The sequence below is a fragment of the Candidatus Amoebophilus asiaticus 5a2 genome, from assembly GCF_000020565.1.
Taxonomy (GTDB): Bacteria; Bacteroidota; Bacteroidia; order Cytophagales; family Amoebophilaceae; genus Amoebophilus; species Amoebophilus asiaticus.
Window position 1 is genome coordinate 324,444 of the sequence record NC_010830.1, and the last position, 23,788, is coordinate 348,231.

General features: G+C 34.7%; 19 protein-coding genes and 1 pseudogene. 9 read left to right on the forward strand and 11 right to left on the reverse strand.

Going from position 1 to position 23,788, the window contains the following annotated elements; translation table 11 throughout:
- Positions 1-101 precede the first annotated feature (101 nt).
- Positions 102-545, reverse strand: a complete 444-nt coding sequence (ybeY, locus tag AASI_RS01400; protein ID WP_012472483.1) for an rRNA maturation RNase YbeY — start codon at positions 543-545, stop codon at positions 102-104.
- A 125-nt stretch (positions 546-670) separates the two neighbouring features.
- Between ybeY and AASI_RS01405 the strand changes: the two genes are divergently transcribed.
- Positions 671-2,326 carry a 1-acyl-sn-glycerol-3-phosphate acyltransferase gene (locus tag AASI_RS01405; RefSeq protein ID WP_012472484.1) on the forward strand — a complete coding sequence of 552 codons (1,656 nt, stop codon included), beginning with the start codon at positions 671-673 and terminating at the stop codon, positions 2,324-2,326.
- On the forward strand, positions 2,304-3,368 hold the full coding sequence (locus tag AASI_RS01410) for an NAD(P)H-dependent glycerol-3-phosphate dehydrogenase (protein WP_012472485.1): 1,065 nt from the start codon (positions 2,304-2,306) through the stop codon (positions 3,366-3,368). Before AASI_RS01405 ends, AASI_RS01410 begins: the two co-directional genes overlap by 23 nt.
- 65 nt (positions 3,369-3,433) lie before the next feature.
- Here AASI_RS01410 and AASI_RS01415 read toward each other — a convergent pair whose 3' ends face one another.
- The 7 genes from AASI_RS01415 to AASI_RS01445 all read right to left on the reverse strand — a co-directional run bounded on the left by AASI_RS01415 (position 3,434) and on the right by AASI_RS01445 (position 12,335).
- The gene (locus AASI_RS01415) at positions 3,434-4,162 is read right to left on the reverse strand and encodes a DNA alkylation repair protein (RefSeq protein ID WP_012472486.1); all 729 of its coding nucleotides are present in this window, start codon (positions 4,160-4,162) and stop codon (positions 3,434-3,436) included.
- On the reverse strand, positions 4,140-5,198 hold the full coding sequence (locus tag AASI_RS01420) for a bifunctional transcriptional activator/DNA repair enzyme AdaA (RefSeq protein WP_012472487.1): 1,059 nt from the start codon (positions 5,196-5,198) through the stop codon (positions 4,140-4,142). The genes AASI_RS01415 and AASI_RS01420 overlap by 23 nt, the downstream gene beginning before the upstream one ends.
- Before the next feature lie 349 nt (positions 5,199-5,547).
- A complete protein-coding gene (gene gpmI, locus AASI_RS01425) occupies positions 5,548-7,071 on the reverse strand; it encodes a 2,3-bisphosphoglycerate-independent phosphoglycerate mutase (RefSeq protein WP_012472488.1) in 1,524 nt (507 codons plus the stop codon).
- Positions 7,072-7,392: 321 nt separating this feature from the next.
- Complete coding sequence (lpxA, locus tag AASI_RS01430) at positions 7,393-8,169, reverse strand: acyl-ACP--UDP-N-acetylglucosamine O-acyltransferase (protein ID WP_012472489.1); 777 nt, start codon at positions 8,167-8,169, stop codon at positions 7,393-7,395.
- On the reverse strand, positions 8,166-9,560 hold the full coding sequence (locus tag AASI_RS01435; protein ID WP_012472490.1) for a bifunctional UDP-3-O-[3-hydroxymyristoyl] N-acetylglucosamine deacetylase/3-hydroxyacyl-ACP dehydratase: 1,395 nt from the start codon (positions 9,558-9,560) through the stop codon (positions 8,166-8,168). The genes lpxA and AASI_RS01435 overlap by 4 nt, the downstream gene beginning before the upstream one ends.
- Positions 9,561-9,645: 85 nt before the next feature.
- The gene (gene lpxD / locus AASI_RS01440) at positions 9,646-10,662 is read right to left on the reverse strand and encodes a UDP-3-O-(3-hydroxymyristoyl)glucosamine N-acyltransferase (protein ID WP_012472491.1); all 1,017 of its coding nucleotides are present in this window, start codon (positions 10,660-10,662) and stop codon (positions 9,646-9,648) included.
- Between the two features lie 245 nt (positions 10,663-10,907).
- Positions 10,908-12,335, reverse strand: a complete 1,428-nt coding sequence (locus AASI_RS01445; RefSeq protein ID WP_012472492.1) for a D-alanine--D-alanine ligase family protein — start codon at positions 12,333-12,335, stop codon at positions 10,908-10,910.
- Positions 12,336-12,820: 485 nt separating this feature from the next.
- Here AASI_RS01445 and AASI_RS07520 point away from each other — a divergent pair, with 485 nt between their 5' ends.
- The 4 genes from AASI_RS07520 to AASI_RS01465 all read left to right on the forward strand — a co-directional run bounded on the left by AASI_RS07520 (position 12,821) and on the right by AASI_RS01465 (position 16,208).
- Positions 12,821-13,264, forward strand: coding sequence for an NUDIX hydrolase (locus AASI_RS07520; RefSeq protein ID WP_012472493.1), 444 nt, complete (start codon positions 12,821-12,823; stop codon positions 13,262-13,264).
- Positions 13,265-13,297: 33 nt separating this feature from the next.
- A complete protein-coding gene (uvrB, locus tag AASI_RS01455; protein WP_012472494.1) occupies positions 13,298-15,328 on the forward strand; it encodes an excinuclease ABC subunit UvrB in 2,031 nt (676 codons plus the stop codon).
- A gap of 86 nt (positions 15,329-15,414) precedes the next feature.
- Positions 15,415-15,708, forward strand: a complete 294-nt coding sequence (locus AASI_RS01460) for a DUF167 domain-containing protein (protein WP_012472495.1) — start codon at positions 15,415-15,417, stop codon at positions 15,706-15,708.
- Between the two features lie 263 nt (positions 15,709-15,971).
- Entirely contained in the window at positions 15,972-16,208 is a 237-nt protein-coding gene (locus AASI_RS01465; protein ID WP_012472496.1) for a ChaB family protein, read from the forward strand.
- Between the two features lie 829 nt (positions 16,209-17,037).
- Here the strand turns inward: AASI_RS01465 and AASI_RS01470 are convergent.
- The 3 genes and pseudogenes from AASI_RS01470 to AASI_RS01485 form a co-directional block, all read right to left on the reverse strand.
- Positions 17,038-17,866, reverse strand: a pseudogene (locus AASI_RS01470) (transposase family protein).
- A gap of 269 nt (positions 17,867-18,135) precedes the next feature.
- Entirely contained in the window at positions 18,136-19,428 is a 1,293-nt protein-coding gene (locus tag AASI_RS01480) for a hypothetical protein (protein WP_012472497.1), read from the reverse strand.
- Positions 19,429-19,570: 142 nt separating this feature from the next.
- The gene (locus AASI_RS01485) at positions 19,571-20,749 is read right to left on the reverse strand and encodes an FAD:protein FMN transferase (protein ID WP_012472498.1); all 1,179 of its coding nucleotides are present in this window, start codon (positions 20,747-20,749) and stop codon (positions 19,571-19,573) included.
- A gap of 163 nt (positions 20,750-20,912) precedes the next feature.
- Between AASI_RS01485 and ruvB the strand changes: the two genes are divergently transcribed.
- Genes ruvB through AASI_RS01500 form a run of 3 tightly spaced genes read left to right on the forward strand, consistent with a single transcriptional unit; the run spans position 20,913 to position 23,723 of the window.
- Positions 20,913-21,941, forward strand: coding sequence for a Holliday junction branch migration DNA helicase RuvB (gene ruvB / locus AASI_RS01490; RefSeq protein WP_012472499.1), 1,029 nt, complete (start codon positions 20,913-20,915; stop codon positions 21,939-21,941).
- Between the two features lie 14 nt (positions 21,942-21,955).
- Positions 21,956-22,450, forward strand: coding sequence for a dihydrofolate reductase (locus AASI_RS01495; protein WP_012472500.1), 495 nt, complete (start codon positions 21,956-21,958; stop codon positions 22,448-22,450).
- Positions 22,451-22,472: 22 nt separating this feature from the next.
- Positions 22,473-23,723 (forward strand): CinA family nicotinamide mononucleotide deamidase-related protein, encoded by a 1,251-nt coding sequence (locus AASI_RS01500; RefSeq protein WP_012472501.1) that lies wholly within the window; start codon positions 22,473-22,475, stop codon positions 23,721-23,723.
- The last annotated feature ends 65 nt before the right edge of the window (positions 23,724-23,788 follow it).

Consider the following 23,788-nt stretch of genomic DNA (forward strand, 5'->3'; position numbering starts at 1 on the left):
AAAAACAGCTAAAATTAATTGAAAATACAAAGGGGTAAATGTGCTAACTGGTTAGTCAAAAAAGACAAAGAATTTACCTATTATTTCACGCTATAATCTGGCTAGTGAAGATTAACAATACGATTAGCAAGCATGTATATACTCTCTTTTTTACGCATCTCTTCTTGCTCTAATAATGTCTCATCATTATAACCCAATAGATGTAATACACCATGTATCATTACTGTATAAAGTTCTTGCCAAAAATCTATTTGGTAAGTTGTAGCATTGTCCGAAACACGCTCTATACTGATATAAATTTCTCCTTCTATATTCTTTTGATCCTCAGCATAACTAAAGGTAATTACATCAGTAAGTGTATCATGTTGTAAGTACTTCAAGTTTTTCTTGTGTAAAAAATTATCCGAACAAAAGATAAAATTGAGATTAACAAGCTGGCAATTTTCTTGTTGTATAACGTTATGTATCCAATCCGTAATAATTTTTGGATTAGGTAACTTAAACTGTATATCTTCTACAAAATAATAGATATTAGCTTTAGGCATGTTATTAAAACTTGTTCAAAGAGATATATATAGGATTAGCTAGCTTAATATTTTTATATTATCTTGGACGTTTTGTAAGCTGACTTATGTGTATATAGTATAGTATACAAAAATAGTAAATTATAATGTATAGGAAGTTACGATACGACCCCATTTTAGCTAACCCTACCGACTGGCCTATTGTAAAAATGTATCAGGATAAAGATGCTTTTGTACAATCAGTTAGTGATAAAGCTGTTGCGGATATACTAACGCTGCAACCAAATACCCTAGCTTTACGTAAAAATCTAGCAAAATCACTAGCCCAAGACCAAGCACGCCTGCAAAGAATGCAATGGAAAGTAGATGCTAAAGATGATGCTAGTTTTTGGGCGCAAAAAATAGATGCATTAAATCAAGAGCAGGTGCCGCTTCCTGAGTTATTAAAAGACATAACACTACATTATGCAAAAGAGATAGTAGGAGGATTTAATTTATGGCACTATCGATTAGCACAAGCTACCGCTTCTTATACATTAAATAGGCTGCTAAATCCTGTAAATCCTCGCCGTCTACGTACACTACCACAGATTAGAGCTAGGCTGCAAGAACAAATTCCAATATTGGGATCCATTAATGAGTTACGTCAACTAGCACGCCTGGGAACTGTTGTAATGGTGCCTACCCATTGTAGTCATTTCGATTCAGTATTAATAGGATGGGTTATAGAAACGCTAGGACTACCACCTTTTACTTATGGCGCAGGCCTCAATTTATTCAACCGGCAATTCTTTGCTTATTTTATGAATAAACTAGGTACTTATAAAGTAGATAGGCGTAAGAAAGACGTGGCTTATTTAACTACTCTAAAGGCTTATTCAAGCTTATCTTTACATTTAGGATGCCATAGCTTATTTTACCCTGGTGGCACGCGTTCTAGAACAGGTGCTTTAGAAAGTTCTTTGAAATTAGGTCTGTTAGGTAGTACCATAGAAGCACAACAAATTAACTATCAAGTTCATGGTGCGGCTGCAACTAAAATTTTTATAGTACCCGTGGTATTTAACTACCATTTTGTGTTAGAAGCTCCTTTTCTAATCCGTGAATATTTAGCAGAACAAGGAAATTATGTTTACACGCCTAAAAAAGATTGGCTTAATAACTCTTACAAGCTACTGAAATTAATTAAAGCTTTTGCTACTGAAAGTTCTAGCATAGCTGTTTCAATTGGTCAGCCTATGGATGTACTAGGCAATAAAGTAGATACAGCAGGACATAGCTACAATTTACAAGGAGAACGTATAGACTTACATCAGCACTTTAAAGAAAAAGTAGAAGTAAAGCACGAAACTGAGCAGGAGAACAAAGAGCGTACAAAAGCTTTAGGGCAACGTATTATAGAATCTTACCGTATCAATAACTGTGTACTTACAAGCTGCCTATTGGCATTTACAGCTTTTGAATTGATGCGTATTAAACATGCAACTATAGAGCTTAAAGATTTTCTAAATCTACCAAGTAATGCACTAACAATTTCCTATACTGAGTTAGAAAAGGCTTTTGCACAAGTAAGAGAGGCTGTTTTAACATTAGGAAAACAAAGTAGAATACGTGTATCTGAAAAATTACAACAAGGCACAATAGAAAATATGATTGTAGATGGATTTTCTAATTTAGGACTATATCACCACCAGCTACCTTTGATAAGAGATAAAAATGGTAATATAACAACTAGAGATATTTGTAGCTTACTTTATTATCATAATAAACTAACTGGCTATGAACTCGAAAAATATATCTAATAAGTTGGTAGGCGTAATTGGTGCAGGCGGTTTTGGTACAGCCATTGCAAACTTATTAGCATATAATACAGATGTACTCTTGTATGTGCGTAAGCAAACATCAGCTGATGAAATAGAAAAGACACGTATTTCAGCCGGCCAAGTTTTAGCTCCTAATATCATAATTACAACCGTATTAAAAGACTTAACTAAATATTGTCAGGTAATTTTTCCAATTATACCTTCTCAAGGAGCCAAAGAATTACTAAAAGAATTAGCACCACTATTAGATTTACAACATATTCTTATACATGGCATTAAGGGACTAGACGTAAATTGGCCGCATAAATCTGATGGAGAAAAGCCTATGGGCTTACCTGAGCTTAATAGAAGTCATGTAAAGACAATGTCTGAATTGATTACAGCTGAAACTCCAGTTAACCAAGTAGGTTGTATTGCAGGCCCTAATTTAGCGAGTGAGCTTGCGCAAAACCAACCTGCTGCTATAGTAATGTCTAGTGCTTCTAAAATGGTTACGGAGATTGGGCAAAGATTTTTAAGAAGCGATAATTTTCAAGTCTATACCAATACCGACATGATTGGTGTAGAGCTATGTGGAGTATTAAAAAATATCATTGCCATAGGAGCTGGTTGTTTAAGTGGACTAGGATATGGTGAAAATGCAAAAGCACTTTTAATAAGCCGTGGTTTAGTAGAAATGATCCATATAGGTAAAGCCATGGGGGCCAGCGTACAACCTTTCCTAGGTTTAGCAGGAATAGGAGACCTGGTAGCTACTTGTGCCAGCAAGCTAAGTAGAAATTATACAGTGGGTTATAGACTAGCACAAGGAGAAACTTTATCACAAATTTTAAATACTGCAGGTTTAACGGCAGAAGGTGTGTACACAGCGAAAACTATCCGTGGCCTTATAGCTCACTATAAACTGCGTGCACCTATTACGGAAATGATGTATAGAGTGTTATTTGAAGGGGTATCTGTACAAGAAGCGATCAACTATCTAATGAAATACCCTCTTAATGTAGATGTAGACTTTATATAATTTATTTGGAAAACATTACTATAAGCGGCTAAACTGATATAGATAAGCTATAGTTATAGAAATTGCTACAATTTTAGTATCATTGTAAGGTAAGATTTCTTCTGTTGCTCAGAAAATTTTTCAATAGCATATCTTAGCATTGTTCTTGGCATTAATCGAGTATATTGATTTAAAAACAAGATAAGCTGTTGCTGATCTCTTTTACCTGCCTCACGCAACATCCAACCAACAGCCTTATGGATTAAATCATGTTTATCATTTAAGAGTATTTCAGCAATTTTAAATGTCCAATCTAAGTTATTTTTTCTAATAAAATACCAAGTAGCTACTATTGCAATACGGCGCTCCCACATGCTATTTGAATTTGCCAAGTTGATTAAGATATCCTTATCTTTATCTAATAAATGAGCTCCCATAATCAGATGAGCTGAAGTGTCTACAAGGTTCCAATTATTTACATTAGATAGATTACTTAAGTAAAATAGATAAATTTTATCCTTGGATTCACTTGGTGCTTTTCCATATTGGTTCACCAAGATAATTAGCCCTAACAACCTTTCTTCATTAATTTTTGATTGTATAAGTTGCTGTATCTCTTCTAATGAAATGCATGCGAATGTTTTTGCAATTTTACGTAAAACAGGTACTGGGACACCTATAAATTCATCAGCTTCCGCATAATCACCTGTTCCTGTTTTAAAAAACCTTGCAACCTTTTCCTTATTGGGGCTTGCTAACCCTTGTAAGAACGTTTGAATTTGATGTATATTTTTATTGTTGATGCTGTCTTTCATGATCAATAAGCCATTTTTTACGGTGAATTCCCCCACTATACCCACCTAATTTTCCATTATTGTTAATAATACGATGACAGGGAATAACAATAGCTATTTTATTAGTTCCATTAGCACTTGCTACAGCTCTATAGGCAGTCTCTTTGCCAAGCGCTTTAGCCTGCTCACCATAACTTCTTGTCTGTCCATAAGGAATAGTCATAAGTTTACTCCATACAAGTTGCTGAAATGAGCTTCCTAAAAGATAAATGGGGATCTTAAACTCTTTTAACGAACCCTCAAAATACTTATTTAATTCACTTTCTATTTGCTGTGTCAACTGTGTGCGACCAGGAACAATAACGGCACGCAAGTTACTACGTAACCTTTCTAACTTACGTTCTAAATTATGCTGATCAACAAATTCCAGAAGATATAGAAACTCTTCGTCTGTAATGGCAAGCATGGGTCCAAGTGGTGTATCAATCCAACTTGATTTAAGAACAGTGTGATGTTCATCAAATTTTGTTGGCCCTGCTCCTATGATCTTTGCAAAAGCATCTCTAAAACCACTGCTTGATTCATAACCGCTATCTAATTGTGCGGCAATAACTGATTCTCCTTTTTGGATTTGCTTCATTGCGATTCCCATACGCTTTACGCGTGCAAATTGTATAAACGTCATACCAAACCTTCTTTTAAATTGGCGACGAACCGTTGATGCATCCACAGATAACTCTTTGAAATCACTATTTTTCCATCTTTTTTCTGGATTTATTTCTATTAACTCAACAAGTGTTTGCACCAAAGGTGAAACCTGCCCAGGATGAATTAACGGACAACAACGCATACATGGCCTAAAAGATGCTAAAAGAGCATCTTGGACAGTATTGAAAAATATACAATTTTCAAATTTAGGTTTCCTTGCATAGCAGATAGAACGAAAAAATACACCAGTTGTTTCGATACCTACAAAGAAAATTCTCTCATATAATGAATTTTTATCAACCAAAGCTTGACAAAATATTTTAGCTTGGTTATCAGTTATCAATCTCATAATGTTTAATTCTAAAAGAATGTTCCAGATGAATATTTTCCACTTCTTCCTACAAAATTATATACATCTTTAAAAAGAATTGAGGCCGAGATTCAGGCATTGATTTTTTATTTGATGACCCTAGCCAAATATTTCTTATCTAAAATTACACCAACCATACATGCTACCATTGTCAATTAAAGATTCCTAAACTTCTTACAGAATAGATTAATATGCTTCTCATAATTTTCTACCTATAAGTTATTATGTTCAAAGCACACCTAAAAACACTATAAATCCCCCAGAAGATTAAAAAAGTTTTTATATCTAAATTTGGATATTTATTGACATTAGATAACACAATAAATATTTAGTATAAAGACTTACCCTCCATTTCTAGTGGAATAGGCAGTTTCATATATTTTAAAATAGTTGGAGCAATATCTATTAATGTTCCAGCATGTAAAGGTTGGTTAAATGATGAATCTATCAATATACAAGGTACTGGATTACTAGTATGTGCCGTATACGGAGTATTATTAGGTTGTAACATTTGCTCTACATTACCATGATCACTTACCAATAAGGTCATATAGTTGTTCTGTAAGGCATGTCTAACAACCTTTTCTACACAACTATCCACTACTTCACAGGCCTCTACAGCTGCTTGCCATACACCTGTGTGCCCTACCATATCTAGATTAGCATAGTTAAGGCATATAAAATCAAATTTGTTCTGGTCTAGTATAGGTATAAGCTGCTCCGTAATCTGATAAGCACTCATAGCTGGTGCTAAGTCATAGGTAGCAACTTGTGGGGAAGGATATAATAAACGTTCTTCTCCTTCAAATGGAATTTCTCTGCCACCAGAAAAGAAATAAGTTACGTGTGGATATTTTTCCGTTTCTGCTATACGCAATTGTTTCTTGCTATGTAAGCTTAATACTTCTCCTAATGTATTGGTAAAGGGTGGTTTGTTAAATATGTTATGGATGCCTTTAAAAGTGTCATCATACAAAGTTAACGTTAGATAGTAAAGGGGTATTGTCTCCATTTGGTAATCAGGCATTGGAGTTTGCGTAAGTACCTGCGTAATCTGTCGGCTACGATCAGTTCTAAAATTAAAGCATAAAACCACATCACCTGGTTGAATGGTGGCTATAGGTAATCCTGAGTGCTGCGTTAATATGATAGGTTGAATAAACTCATCGGTAATTCCTGCTACATATGCTTCATTTATAGCTGCCTCCCAGTTGTTAGTTTGTATATTACCTATTCCATGTACAAGGGCATTATAGGCTACTTTGATACGTTCCCAACGATTATCCCTATCCATGGCATAATAGCGCCCTATAATAGTAGCCAATTGTATAGAAGAATCTTGCGTATAGGGTATAAGCTGTTTTATGAAGTGTATAGCACTATGAGGATCAGCATCTCTACCATCTGTAAAAGCATGAATAAATATGTTCGACAGCTCATGTTTTCTCAATATCTTACACAACCCTTTCAAATGATCGATATGAGAATGTATGCCACCATCAGAAACAAGCCCCATTAGATGTACAGATTTATTTTTCTGTTTGGCATAAGACAAAACCTTTAATAGTGTAGGGTTGTTGGTAAGCTCACCAGAATGAATTGCATTATTAATTCTTAATAAATCTTGTGGAATAACCCTACCAGCACCTATATGCATATGGCCTACTTCAGAATTACCCATTTGTCCATCTGGTAGACCCACAGCCATACCAGAAGCTTGTAATTGGCTAGAAGAGTAGCTTTTGTAGAGTGAATCTATAAAAGGTGTTTTAGCTTGAGCAATAGCCGAATATTGATAGTTATCTGTAAGTCCCCACCCATCTAAGATCATCAAAAGTACCTTCTTGTCCATATATTTATCCCGAATAGTAAATGTTAAAATTAATTGCAATATGCAAAACAATCTCCATTTAAGAATTCTCAGTATTTATTTTATAATGGAAAGCCAGTAATTCAGCTTCACTAATAAATTTTTATCAATAAATGGATATAATGAGAACCATACTAGTGTCCAAAAAACATGGTTATCAGCATAAATATAAAGGTTACTACCAGTTCTAGCTGTTAGCTAACAAGCTATTATATACCTTAAATCCATACCAATAATCTGTTAACGGTACTTGTTTTCTTCAATAGAAAATCACTTATACTAACTAGCTATAGGGTAAAATGTTCAAATTGTATTTTTAACAATACCCAAACTAGCGTTGTTAATGAATTTTAATATAGTATCTTTTTCCCAGCAAGATGGTATTTCTTGCTCTATACGTGTAAGTGCTTCTGCCAAGGGTAGATCTTGTTGAAAGATATAGCGATAAATAAGCTGGATAGTTTGTAGTTGGTATGCAGTAAACCCAAGCCTCTTGAGCCCTACTATATTAAGCCCACAGTATTTGAGTGGTTCTCGAGCTACTTTGACAAAAGGTGGTATATCTTTTTTTACTAACGACCCACCGCCTATCATAGCGTATGCTCCTACCTTCACAAATTGTCGTAAAGCAGCAGTACCTCCTATTTTCACGTGTGTCCCCAGCTCTACATGTCCAGCTAACTGCACAGCGTTAGCAAGAACACAATGGTCACCGATAATACAATCATGCGCTACATGTACATAAGCCATTAGTAAAACATGATTACCTATGGTAGTGGTAGGCCCTGCTAAGGTCCCTCGGCTAATGGTTACATATTCTCGGATGATAGTATAGTCACCAATTTCTGCTGTAGTCTCTTCTCCTTGAAATTTTAAATCCTGAGGTATTGTTGCAATGACTGCACCAGGAAATATTTGGCAATGCCGTCCTATCCTAGCCCCTGGCAAAATGGTTACATGTGGCCCAATCCAGGTACCCTCACCAATTATTACATTTTCCGAGATAGTGGTAAAAGGGCCTACACTAACATTTTCACCGAGTTGTGCCTGAGGATGTATATAGTTTAATGACTGAATCATTCAGTTTGTTTAACAATTTGTGCGGTCATGATAGCTTCACAAGCCAACTTATTCCCTACGAAGGCTCTTCCACGCATCTTAACAATACCTCTTTTAATTTCTGAGAGCAACTCGCAATGCATGATAAGAGTATCTCCGGGCAAAACCATTCTCCTGAAACGGCAGTTTTCAATAGCTAAGAAGTATGTCGAATAGTTTTCAGGATCTGGAACACTACTAAGGACTAATACACCTCCTGTTTGTACAATGGCCTCTATTTGTAATACACCGGGCATAACAGGATTATTGGGGAAGTGTCCTTGGAAGAAGGGTTCATTGATAGTTACATTTTTGATACCCGTTACAGTACGCTGTTCTAAATGAATAATCTTATCTACCAGCTGAAAAGGGTATCTATGAGGTAACATTTTAGTAATCTTCTTAATGTCTAAAATGGGTTCTATATTAGGGTCGTACGTAGGTATGGTTACGTTCTCTTGCTGAAGCATCATTTTTCGAAGCTTTCTGGCAAACGCTACATTAGAGGCATGGCCTGGTTTATGTGCTACAATATGCCCTTTGATAGGACGTCCTACTAACAGTAAATCTCCTACCAAATCCATTAATTTATGTCTAGCAGGTTCATTAGGAAAATACATTTTTACATTGTTCAACACACCCCCTTCTGCTAACTTGATCTCTTTCTTGTTAAAAATTTTTGCTAAATTTTCTAATTCAGAAGCTGACATTTCCTTATCTATTATAACAAGTGCATTATCAAGATTTCCACCGCGTATAAGTCCATGTTCATATAGAGATTGTATCTCGCTTAAAAAAGCAAAAGTTCTACTAGGGGCAATTTCTTTTGCAAAATCTGATATTTTTCCTAAAAAAGCATGTTGGTTATGTAGTTTATCAACTTCATAATCAATCATCACCGAAATTTTGTAATCATCTAACGGAAAAGCACTTAGCTCGATACCTTGGCTCTCATTAGCATATACTACTGATTCGTTGATTTGAAAGAAACGCCTTGGCACTCCTTGATTAGTAAGTTCAACTTCTTGAAAGGCCTTTACAAAAGGCATGGAGCTTCCATCTAGAATAGGTACTTCAGGACCATCTAATTGTATAAGCATGTTATCTATCTCTAACCCACCTATAGCAGCTAGCAGATGCTCTACAGTATCTACATAAGCGTTATTATGTCGTAAAGTTGTACTTCTAGTTACATCTACTACGTGATCTACAATTGCTTCAACAATGGGTTGCCCTTCTATATCGGTACGTTGAAATTTAATACCATGGTCAGGTCCAGCTGGTAAACATGTTACAGTTGCTGTACAATCAGAGTGTATGCCTACTCCTGAAAAAGTCACAGGTGCTTGAATGGTATGTTGCTTTGTTTGCATATGTTTTTAGCTATAAAAATATACGGACACCACAAATATAATTAGTGGTATCCTATTGATATAATCTTCTGTTTAGCTTTACGCTCTATTGTTCATCCTTTTTTATCTGAAGGATGTTTTGTAGCTGTTTAAAAATTGCATAATTCTTTAAATATTTTTTTCTCTCAATAGCAGGCATTCCCATTAAAGTAACATTACCTTTTTTATAAGACTTTGTAACACCTGCTTGTCCTGCAACAACTGTCCTATCTCCCATCTCTGTATGCCCAGCTACACCTACTTGCCCGCCTAACATACAATTGTTTCCTATTTTAGTAGAGCCAGCTATACCTGTAAGGGCTGCTATTACTGTATCTTTACCGACTTCTACATTATGCGCTATCTGCACTAAGTTATCAATTTTGGTACCTTGCTTAATCAAAGTATTACCCAAAGTTGCCCGGTCTATGGTTGTATTCGCACCAATTTCTATATTGTCTTCTAAAATTACTCCTCCTACTTGAGGTATTTTTTCATAGCTTCCTGTTGGCTGTGGAGCAAATCCAAAACCATTACTACCTACGACAGCTCCTGCATGAATAATACAATTTTTTCCTATTTGACAGCCTGCATAAATTTTGACACCACTATATATGATCGTATTTTCTCCAATTGAAACATGATCTCCTATGTAAGTATGTGGATAAATCTGTACCTTATCTTCTAAGGTTACATAGTCTCCTATATAAGAAAAGGCACCTCTATAAACTAAATTGCCTAATTTTACATGCTTACCTAAATGAGCAGGCTCTTCTACGCCTACTTTATGTTTATTGAGTACAGCCTGGTAATAATGTGCTAACAATTTTGTAAAGCTAGCATATGGATCTTCTACTAAAATTAAGCTAGGCGAAACAGAACGTTCGGGTTGAAATGAATTATTGATGATAACAGCACTGGCTTGAGTAGTGTATAAATATTTTTCATAACTTGGATTCGCTAAAAAGGTAATGCTACCTGGTATGGCTTCTTGAATTTTACATAGCTTATGTATGTTGATAGACGCATCACCCACCACATGGCCTCCTATAAGTTGTGCTATTTCTTTAATAGTAAATACCATAAAAGTCTATATTGTGTAGCTATACTCTTAAATTTGGACGTGGTGAAGCTATGACAAAAAATAAAGTATGCCAATAACTTTGACAAAAAAATTTATTTTAACTCGGCTATAGTAAAACTCTTTTCTACATGGAGACTTTTATAAAACTACAATTAGAATATCCAGTAAAAAACTTTGTTAACAAGAAAACCACTAATTTTTATATAAAAATAGCTACCCTATATCATACTCCTATAAGATTATAATTATTGCTTATTGCCACTTATTTTGCATGCAACATAGTTATCTACAAGCCACAATAATTTTGTAGCTTTCAAATTGATTGTATGATTGTATATACGTGCAGCAAGCGAATTTCTTATTAAAAAAGTTAATAACTGGCTAGGATTAAGCCCTATTTCAGCAGCCTGGTGAAATAAAAATGAAGAAGGATTCATGCCAGCGGTTGTGTTAGGATCATTCAAGTAAATACTATTGTCAGACGAAAATATACCATCTATTCTGGCATATACTTGAAAGTTTAAGCTCTCAAAGAGTTGTACACAAGCTTCTTTAATAGTATTTAGTTGTGCTAAAGGCAATGTCATAGGAGTCTGTTTACGTACTAATCCTGGTAAATACTTGGCTCTATAATCAAAATGTAGATCGCCTTTTAACATTTCTGTTGGCGGCAAGGCTACTGGCTCATTTCCTGCTTCTTGCAGTACAATACAAGAAAATTCTCTACCAGTAATAAATGACTCAACAAGTACAGACTCTTCTCCTTGTAAGCTGACTAAATCTAAAGGCGACTCGCAAGAATTGAAGTAATTATCAACAAAGTTTAGTAAAGCTTCAGGATGATAAATAATGTGGCCATTTATTTCCACAGGTAGCCCAATCCCTGAGCGTAAATCAACCAACTTAATAAGCCATTGCTCTTTTGCTTGCGGAGAAAGTTCTTGCCATTGTTTAGCAGTAACTTGTTCTATAAAAAAACTAGCATGTATTGCCTTGGTAAAGGCTTCGAAATCTTTTTCATATACAATGTTTACACCAATAGAAGAACCTTGACGTGGACTTTTTATAACCAATGGTAGGCCCAATGTATGGATGAGCTCTTCAAAAAGAGCATCTTTATTTGTTGTTTTCTGCCAAGTATTTCTATCTATAATGCTATATGGTGTTACTAAAAAGCCAGCTTGTTGCATCCACTTTTTCTGTACAATCTTATCAATACCTACAGCAGTTCCTAATATACCTGAGCCAGAATAAGGAATTTTATACCATTCTAATAAACCCTGTATGCTCCCATCTTCACCACAAGGGCCATGCAAAGATAAAAAAGCAAAATCAATCATCCCTTTTAATTGTTCTGCTGTAACCTTTTTGCCTACCCTAGCCATATATTGGCTTAGTTGGTCGGGTGATAAGTTACCCAATGATTCCATGTAGATTTGGAATTTAGTAAGAGATAGCATATCACTAGGTGGGTAAAAATCGCGTATGCTGCCTTGATATAGATAACGCCAATCTAACTGTATAAAATTGTTAAAACTATCTACAAAAATAGGTATAGGTTCAAATAAGCCTTTATCTAAATTATCGTATACAGTTCGTCCGCCTGCAAAAGAAATCTCACGTTCTCTAGAACTACCCCCTAAAAAAATCCCTACTCTGATTTTATTTTCCATTACTTACTTTATTGGCTTATATAATTTTAATACTATACCTAGAGTTTATACTTATCAAATTTTAAAACAGCATAATAGACTATTATAGGTAACTGTACAAAGTTAAAAGGGTTTATACTAAATAATACTAAGCTTAGTATAACATTATATATTAATTTAAAAACCAAAACAGGAGTTAACTAAACACAGCATATAAAGGATAGATAGTATGCATATAACCTAGCCAAATTATTTAAATAAAAAGATAGTATATAACATCGTTGTGCGTAGAAGCTTCTATTACTAATACATAGCATAAGGCTTTCTATATTATATTTAAGTATTGTTTATAAGTAATTTAGAAGATATTCGCTATTTAAATTTATTTAGATAATCATTAAATATTCACATTTAAGAACAAGTAGATTTTACTAAGTTGCTAGAATTACTTACAACTAAAACATATAAGTATTATAAATAGAAGATAAAATCTAAATATTGAAGCTATGGTAAAGATCTACCAGACAATACCTTGCAATTTCGATTCTAGCATTCAAGTTGTTAGTTGCTTTGTACATTTTTCTAAAAGTTTTATATTGCTTGAGCGTGCATCCAACGAGGCTGATCCTGGAGCCTGGGGAATTCCTGGTGGTAAGATGGAAGAACAGGAATCTCCATTCCAAGCCATGAAAAGAGAACTATTTGAGGAAACAAGTTTAGAGGCAAATATGTCTTTACGTATGCTTGGTTCCCTATTTTTTAGAAGGCCAGCAATAGATTACACCTTACAGGTTTTCGAACTTCAGTTAAAAGAGCCTCCTAAAATTTATTTATCAGAAGAACATTCTAGCTATGAATGGGTAACACCATTACAAATGAAAGAATTTAAATTAATTCCTGGGACCATTCAAGTATATCGCTATTTCTATCAAAATGTTAGAAGTCTTTAGTCACCTTAAATATTTTATTACAAATAAAACAGTATGACCTTTAAACTTACAGCCCCTTACCAACCCACTGGTGATCAGCCACAAGCTATTCAGCAACTAGTACATGGTATTAATACAGGAGAAAGATCACAAACCTTACTAGGCGTAACAGGCTCAGGGAAAACTTTTACTATGGCTAATGTCATACAAGCAGTAAATAAACCAACCCTAGTAATGAGCCATAATAAGACTTTAGCAGCCCAGTTATATGGAGAATTAAGAAACTTTTTTCCTGAAAATGCTGTAGAGTATTTTGTATCCTATTATGATTACTACCAACCAGAAGCATATATACCTGCTACCAATGTTTATATAGAAAAAGATCTTAGTATAAACGATGAATTAGAAAAGTTAAGGCTAAGAGCCACCTCAGCCTTACTTACAGGCAGAAGAGACGTTATCATTGTAGCTTCTGTCTCCTGCATTTACGGTATTGGAAACCCAGAAGAATTTGGTAAAAATATATTACGCTTACAGGTAGGCGAAAGAATTGCTCGTAACAAACTGCTTTTAAACTTTGTAGATATGCTGTATAGTAGGAATGAACAAGAGTTTAGCAGGGGCCATTTTAGAGTAAAAGGAGACACGATAGATATATTCCTAGCTTATGCAGATTACGCTTATAGGTTTCTATTTTGGGGTGATGAGATAGAAGCTATCCATAGCATAGACCCTAATACAGGACAAAAGCTTTCTGAAGAAAGACAGGTACTTATTTTTCCTGCTAATTTATTTGTAACGAGCAAGGATACCCTACAGCAAGCAATTCATGAAATCCAAGATGATTTAGTAGCACAAATCAAGTTTTTTGAAAACGAAGGACGATTTGATGAGGCTAAAAGAATTCAAGAGAGAACCGAGCTAGATTTGGAAATGATGCGTGAACTGGGATATTGTTCAGGAATCGAAAATTACTCCCGTTACTTTGATAAGCGCCAACCAGGTATGCGTCCATTCTGTCTAGTCGATTATTTTCCTAAAGACTATCTGTTGATGATCGACGAAAGCCATGTAACAATACCACAAATACGTGCTATGTGGGGAGGAGACAGGGCTAGAAAAGTAAATCTAGTAGATAATGCTTTCCGATTACCTGCTGCACTTGATAATAGACCTCTAAATTTTAATGAGTTTGAAACGCTCATCAATCAAGTAATTTTTGTAAGTGCTACACCTAGCGACTACGAACTAAGGCACTCAGAAGGTGTAGTGGTAGAACAATTAATTCGTCCTACAGGATTATTAGATCCAGAAATAGAAGTAAGGCCCAGCCTCAACCAGATTGACGATTTACTAAATGAGGTAGCAGATCGCATAAAAAAGAAAGAGCGTGTGCTAATTACAACACTGACCAAGCGTATGGCAGAGGAGTTAACCAAATATTTAGAAAGAGCAGGCGTCAAGTGTAGCTATATACATTCTGAAATAAAGACATTAGAAAGAATAGACATACTACGAGACTTAAGACTAGGGGTAATTGATGTATTAGTAGGCGTAAATTTACTAAGAGAAGGATTAGATTTACCAGAGGTTTCACTGGTAGCCATTTTAGATGCTGACAAGGAAGGTTTTTTAAGAAATGTAAAGTCACTTGTACAAACTATTGGAAGAGCAGCTAGGAATGAAGATGGCAAAGTAATCATGTATGCGGATACCATTACAAAATCCATGGAAACGGCCATTGACGAAACAAGCAGAAGACGCAGCATACAGATGGAATATAATCTAAAACATAACATCACACCTAGATCAGTACATAAATCTAGAGAAGCTATCTTAGAGCAAACAAAAGTAGGAGACACGCCACAAGCAGCCCAGTACTATGTAGAAAAAGAACCAAGTGTAGCAGCTGATCCTATCATACCTTACATGCGTAGAGATGAGCTGGATAAGCTTATACAGGCCACAGAAAAGAAAATGTTGGCTGCAGCAGACAAACTAGACTTCATAGAAGCTGAACGCCTTAAAAACGAGCTAGAGGCCCTAAAACAGATTGTTGCTAACAAAACCTACAAGAATAATTAATTATTTTAGTTTTTAAGCTAATAGAAAACACATATAGGATAAAGTTATTGAACGACTGCCATTAAAAATTATTTTTTAAGCAACTTATGTCTATAGTAATAGAAGTTAAAGCTATACCTAAATCGAAAATTTCAGCTATTACTATAGATAAATTAGGTAGGTTATGTATTCGAATAACTAGCGCCCCTGAAAACGGAAAAGCTAACCGAGAAATTATTAAGCTAATTGCAAAAACGCTCAAGCTTCCTCAAGCAAATGTAGAAATTATAGCTGGGCTTACAATAAAACTGAAAAGGATTAGAATAACAAGTTCCTTTTTAAATGAGGGCGAGCTTATGAATGCACTACTTCCATCTATGCAACAAAAACTATTTGAGTAACCAAATAAATCTTCATAAACTTCTTTAAATGCTTGCCAGTATACATCTTCTACTTTGGTAAGTAATCTACCAAGCATATATACACTACACCAAGCTAACTTTTGCTTCATAGCCCTTGTATATTACAAATAATTGTGTATAATATAAATATAGAATGCGCTTGTAAGCATTAGTACGGTATAAAAGAAATATTATTTGTCTTGATAACACTTTTTTATAAAAAAATTATTACATTATTAATAGTAGGTTAAAAACAAATAATTATGCCTTATAAACATAATTCTGAATTACCTAAAAATGTAACTAATAATCTTCCGGAGCATGCACAAGATATTTACCGAGCAGCTTTTAATCATGCATGGGAGGAATATGAAGACCCCAGCAAGCGAAGAGAGGGTAGTAGTAGGGAAGAAGTAGCACGTCGCGTAGCTTGGTCGGCTGTAGAAAAAAAGTATAAAAAATCTGCAGATGGTACTTGGGTAGAAAAAAGTAATAAGTAATTCATTATATTAAAGTTGAAAAGGGCTTTTACTTTAACTTTAATCAATGAAACAGGATAGAATATTATGCATAAACCATGCATAAACAACTACGTATTCTATTTTTACTTCATTAACCTACTTATAAATACCAATCATATTTAACTTATTTATATTTCTGACAATAAGCTTCCAAAACCATTCCTCATTTATTTATTAACACCAGCTTTAATATAAATATATATTTAAAAATTAAATATATTGTTTTTATTAGTGTGTGGATTTGTGGAAAAGTTTAAATCTACCACAACATCTCATTAAAATTGTCAGCATTTAGTGTATAAGTCTTAAGTTATACACATATAATCCAATTTAAAAACTTCTGTTAATCAGCCACATATATATATAATATGTGAATAACAAATTATAAAGCCGTTTTTTTATCCCTTTTATTTATTTGTGGATATAGATGTGGATTGTAAAAGATAAAGGTGTAAAAATGAGCATTATTCAGTTTGCTAACTCTTTGAAAGTTGTTTTGGGTAAAAATAGCAGTTGTTTGTATACACTAATACACATTATACACAGAGTTATCCACACATAATCTCTCAAGTAGGTTATTTATAAAAATTTATGCTAGATCAGCCAGTGAGCATGGCTAGGAAGTATTAAGTGAACAATATTCTTTATTATAGTTTAATGGTTGTAAGGGCGGTGGATATACTTAGAGCGTGTGGTTATCTGATAACTTACAGGAAGATTCTATATTAGAGCTGCTGCGAAAGAGATAAAATAAAGTAGGAATTTGAATAAAACAGAGAGAGAATCTTGCCAGTAGCGATGCTATTTGTTAAAAAGCATGCTTGAAGTTTATCATACCCGCTATAATATTAAAGCGCAGGTTATATTTCTTCTGAAAGTTACGGTAAACTTCTGACATAATCTTAAATACCTTGATCTCTCTTATCTTATGCTCTACCTTCATGCGTATGGAGGATAGCTTTCTGTTATGTTCTTTCTGCTCCTTGGTTAATGGCCGCTTACGGCTCTTTTTATAGGGTATCATGACATTGCTCTGTAGCTTTTGCCAGCCTTGATAACCACTATCTGCTAGCTTTAAGCTTTCCTTAGGTAAGAGTTTTTCTCCTTTACGGATTTTAAAGTCATGCACTTTTCCTTTATGAGATTTGGATACAGAGAGTATTTTTCCATCTTCTCCCATCACTATCTCTGTTTTTATAGTATGTCTCTTTTTCTTGCCTGAATATGATTTCTTTTGCTTTTTACTAGGTCTTTGCGTAGGCTGTTCACTCACATCTGCTAATATGCGCAATACCTTTTCTGAGGTTAAGCTGCGATCTTTTTTAATGCTAATCTTCTTAGCTAGTAATGGCTCCATTTTTCGCGAGCAAGCGGCATATGTTAGAGTTGTGTAAGTTAAACAAATAGCCTAAAAACACATGGCTAATATAAGTGCGATAATACATGAGTACACAGAGCAATTTATCTTCCAAGGTAGGTAAATGACTCATCCTACCATGGCGCAGCTTACTCGATTCTAGCTCTTCAAAGAGAGGCCTTACTTTTAAAACTAATTTATCAAATGTTTCTATACTTAAGCCAGTTATTCTTCTAAAGTTATAGGGATGTTTGCTTATCCTGGTGTAGGTTAAATGCATACTTATTCCTTTTATATAATAAGAATTACATCTTAACCCTTTTTATCTTCTTTGTCAACCTTTTTCGCAGCAGTTCTATTATTATCCTTTGACGTGGCGGATATAAACTATACATACATAATGTATATAAGAAGGTTTTTCAGCATAATCTTTAAGTCTATGCTGGGAAAAAGTTAAAAATGAGTAAAATTGCTATTATATGTAAGTATTAAGGAGATTAAGCGTTCCAAAACATTATGCTTAATGTTATACCTTGATCATGGAAATTTTTAAGCAGTATAGCTTAAGCAAAACCCTGCTTGCCATATAAAACCTCGTTCTGCAACCATACCCTCTAGAAATCCTGATGTTTTATATAATATATTTCCGTGTAATGATAAGTAAGAATTAACTTTGAGCTTGTTGTAAATACCTATCAGTCCACCCCAGTAGCTCTTATCTTCTAATGTATCAGATGCTTCTAATACTAGCTTAGGTTGATACCATAGATTAGTTGCTAGATCTAGCGTATAGTTTTTATACGTGAAAAGTTCATCTGTTTTACATCCAATACCACCATAGTATTGTGTATAAAAAGGTGACTTACCAATATTTAGACTAATTAGAAAAGTTTTTTCTTGATTGTTAATGAAATTATCTAGGTAATAGCTTATTCCAAAGGGTGTTAAGCCTATTCTAATTATAGGCATATAAGCTATATTTTTCCATGTTAAGCGGGGTATACTAAATACTTTCTCTTTTTTAAATAGATGTGCATAAAAAGACCAAATAGAAACATATAATACAGGATTAAGAAAAAATATAGCAGCACTTGATCGGAGTGTGCTTAGGTTTATTTTATCGGAGTCATGTTTGTGTTTTAGCGTTGACAAGTAGTGCAAAATATCATCACCTAGGATTATGTTATCAGCAATTACTATATATCCTAATAGATTAGTAAATGCTTTAAAGAAAAGGTTGTAATTTCTATAATCTAAAGAGCCTGCTTTGAAATTCTTAAGAAGAAGTTCGTTAGCTAATACAGCATTTGCTTCATTGCCAGCTATTATTTTTAATAGTTCTTTATCAGTATGTGTGAAACGTTCTTCTAATTCATCAAATATATTGTAATGTGTAATAGCACCTAACCCATTTACAGGTGTAAAAAAAGACGTTATGCCACCAAAAAGAAGGAAGAGTTCATATCCATCCACCCGTTTTTTAAAGCTTCGTTGCCTAAATCCATGTCCATTTACTTCATGTGCAAACAGCATCAATAAATCATTACATAGGTTATTTCCAACCAATGTAGACCATCTTATGAAAAATTTATCTTTAGCTCTATCAGAAATATACTTATCCTCTAGTTCATTTAAAAGATTTCTGCTTCCTCTAAGCCATGAAGCAGTAGCATAAGGGCTTCCATAATGATCAAGAATAAATGACTTTTCTGTAAGTGGAGTGTGCTTTAATGTATCTGTGTCCGTATCTATAGCATATGTATAAATGGGTATTAATAGTAATAAGAAGATTAATAAATATTTGCTGATGCTAGCTTTATAAGGTGTGGGTAGGGTATACATTTTTAGAGAGATGTATTATTAAGGATATAATTTATGATTTCTGTACTTAGTATTTTTTAGTATAAATTCAATAATAATTTAACTAGGCATACCTTGTTGATTTAATTAAATTAGTAAGGTAGTTCTACAACCAACATCAACTTTAATTATCAGCCTGTACTTTTGATTCCTTAGAAGAATCTTCTGCTACTGCTTTTTTATTTTCAAGATAAATTCCTTGAACGCCTTCCTTAGGTTGTATGTGTAGTCCCTTAGAATTGTAAAACTCCACTTTACCCTGCTCGTCTTGGTATATCAGAAACACTTCTATGCTATCGATGGTTTCAAGCATTTTTAAAGCTCCATCAAAATCTTTTGTAAGAATAGCCGTGGCATATGCGCTTGCTGTCGTACAGTCATTTGCTAGTACGGAAGCAGCTATTATATTTCCATGAGCGGGATAGCCTGTTTGTGGGTTAATAATAATATGCATGTTTTGTTCACTGTCCCAAGGAGCATACTGCCTAACTATAGAAATAGCTTTGTCAGTTAGCTTGCCGTGTATAGAAAAAGGTTCAATTATAAACTTATTTTCAGTTATGGTTCGTTTTACTTGCCACGGCTGTTTGTCACTATTTATCCCATGTGCTACCGCTTCATTACCTAATTCTATACACAAATCTTTTACACCTTTAGAATGTAAAAAAGCTACTATCACGTCTATCGCATAACTAGAAATGATACTGCTTAAATCAACTGTAACTCCTTCTTTCAGTTTTTTTACTCGCTTCTGATTCACTACTACATAGTCTAAACCAACATATTCTTGTAAAGCTTGTATTTGTGAATTAGCAGGAGGTATACCTTTCTGTAGGTTGTTTTTCCACAGTTTAATAAGAGGGGCTACCGTAGGGTCAAAAGCTCCTTGTGTTCTATTATATATTTCTTTGCTTTTATCAAGGATAGGATATAAATAAGGAGACTCAAAATGAAATGCTGTACAGTTATGTCTATTAAACTTAGCTACCTCTGAATCTTTGTTGGAAATATCTAACGCTTGTGATACATCAGCTAACAAAGCTTCAATCTCAGTTTGGTAGTTAGCATCTCCTTTTACTTTATATTGTACAGTATAATTTCTCCCTAATGCTTGCCCTTGTAAGGTTATAACTTGTGGCTTTTCCTTTCTAACTGAAATAATAAACAAAAATAGTAACAGTAGTAATAACAACCATTTGTATTTATTGACCCATCTAAATAGTAATTTTAGATACCTTAAGGTTATTGATTTAATGTTAGGTTTAGTTTCTTTTGTATAAATTTCTGTACCATCCATTTTCATGTTATTGCTTTGTAACTAATTTCTTAGTTCCTTTATCGTAAAATATGCTTGCATCAAAAGTTAGCTAAAAATACATTAAAAGCTGCAAATACGTGGCCTATGGTTTAGTGTAAATGAGTTTACATCTTAAACTGCTTAATACATTCCATCTACAGACTCTGTTATGCGCAAAGATTATCTAAATAGTAATAAAGATTCGTTATCTGCACCTGAAAAAGAAATAGAGCGTGCATTGCGGCCACATGTGTTTGCTGACTTTACAGGCCAAGAAAAAATTGTTGCGAATCTAAAAATTTTTGTACAAGCTGCAAAAGAACGTAAAGAGCCCTTAGACCATGTTTTGTTACATGGCCCTCCTGGTTTAGGTAAAACTACTTTGGCTCATATTATTGCCAATGAGTTGGGTGCTAATATACGTATTACTTCTGGGCCAGTGCTAGACAAGCCTGGTGACTTAGCTGGGCTGCTTACCAATTTAGGTCCATACGACGTGCTATTTATCGACGAAATCCATCGGTTAAATCCGATTGTGGAAGAATACCTTTATACAGCTATGGAGGATTTTAAAATTGATATTATGCTAGATTCTGGCCCTAGTGCTCGCAGTGTACAGCTTAATTTAAACCCTTTTACCCTAATAGGAGCTACCACTCGTTCTGGTTTGTTAACTTCTCCTTTGCGTGCTCGTTTTGGAATTAACACTCGGCTAGCATATTATGATGTTACCTTATTAACACAAATTGTGAAGAGATCTAGCCAAATTCTAAATGTGCCTATAGAAGAATCTGCTGCTTACGAATTGGCACGTAGGAGCCGAGGTACACCTAGGATTGCTAATACTCTATTAAGGAGGACACGTGACTTTGCACAGATAACTGGTAGTGGAACCATCACACAACAAATAGCACAAATGGCTTTAAAAGCATTGGACGTAGATGAAGACGGGTTAGATGAAATGGATAACCGTATATTATCCACTATTATTGAAAAATTCCATGGAGGGCCTGTGGGTATTTCTACCATAGCCACAGCATGTAGTGAGGAGTCAGAGACAATTGAAGAAGTGTATGAGCCATTCTTAATACAAGAAGGTTACCTACACCGTACACCGAGAGGCAGGGAAGCAACACCAAAAGCTTATAAGCACTTAAAATTAGCACCTCCTCAGCGTGCAGGCACGCTTTTTGAGTAATATTTAAAAAGATTATGATTAAATCCATTATTGTAGCTAAGGCAGTTAACCACGTAATTGGAAACAAGGGTAGATTACCTTGGCATATGCCTGCAGATTTGAAGCACTTTAAAGAGCTTACTGGTGGGCATCATGTTATTATGGGTAGGAAGACTTTTGAATCCTTACCAGGATCTTTGCCAGACCGTAAAATTATTATATTAAGTCAAAGCTTAAACTACAAGGTAGAAGATTGTACAGTAGTACCTAGCTTAGAAATGGCTTTAGAAATAGCAAATCAAGCCAACGAGACAGAAGTATTTATAGCGGGAGGAGCAGCTGTTTATAGAGAAGCATTAGGTATAGTAGATAAAATTTACTTGACAGTTATTCATACAGATGTAGAGGGTGATACTTTTTTTCCAACATTGAAAGATCATCAATGGACAGAAGTTAGTATAGTTTCTCATAACCATGATATCAAACATGCTTATGCGTATGATTTTATAGAGCTGGCAAAGCGTATTTGATATCTATAAAACTTATAGACATATGCGTACAGAAATTATAAGTATAGGCAATGAGCTGTTGCAAGGACAAATATTAGATAGCAATGCACAACATATAAGTACAGCGCTTTCACAAATAGGGTTGAAGGTTATGCAGATAACGGTGCTACCCGATGAAATTGAAGCTATAGTAGAGGCTTTAGCAGCAACTAAGCAGCGTAGCTGTAAAATCGTTATTACTACTGGTGGATTAGGGCCTACTTCAGATGATGTAACTAAAGAAGCTTTAGCTAAATATTTAGATTGTCCTGCTGTAGTTTTTAGTAAAGAAAGGCTATCTAACTTAGGAGGTGTGGATACTCCAGTTATACAGTATCTCGAACGAGCAACAAATTCTTCCGTTAATATTTCTGATTTACAATTAGGCGGCATCAAGAATGTATTAGGAACAGCTCCTGGCATATACTGTAAACAGAATAACCAAATTTTAATAGTGCTGCCAGGTGTACCTACCGAAATGCAGGCTATGCTAAGAGATACTGTATTACCTTACCTACAATCTAATTTTACCTTACCCATCTTTTATCAAAAAACTATTTGTACCATAGGTATATCAGAGGAAGAAATAGCAGCTATACTAGCTCCGTGGGAAAGCCGATTACCTGCACCTATAAAATTAGCCTACTTACCTGATCTAGCGACTGTAAAGATTACACTTGCAGCAACTGTACCTACTTGGGAGGAATCTAAGCGGCTAGTAGAAGAAGAATTTTTAAGGGTCCTACCTCTTATTGAACCGTATGTATATGGATATAATACAGATACGATAGAAGAAGTAATAAGTAGGTTGCTTAAGTCACAAAAAAATAGTCTTTCTGTTGCTGAAAGCTGTACTGGTGGGTATGTTTCTCAGTTGATTACTCAAGTTCCAGGCAGTTCTGTATATTATCAAGGCGGAATAGTTGCTTATAATAATACTGCTAAGCATAAAATACTTGGCGTAGCAAGAAATACATTATTACAATATGGTGCGGTAAGCCAAGAAACTGCTATGGAAATGGCGCGTAATGTACGCCTTAAGTTAAAGGCTAATATAGGATTGGCAACTACTGGTATTGCAGGACCAGGTGGAGGAACTATAGAACATCCTGTGGGAACTATTTGGATTGCTTATGCAGATGAAAACACATGTTATGCACAAAAACTACAATTAACCAATAACAGATTATATAATATCCAACTAACAGCTTATCATTTACTTGATCTATTGAGAAAGAAATTGCAAGGTAAATAATAAGGTTCTTGTTTGCGCATAGCCTTATCTGGTACACGTTCACGGGGCTACCAATGCTAGAAACA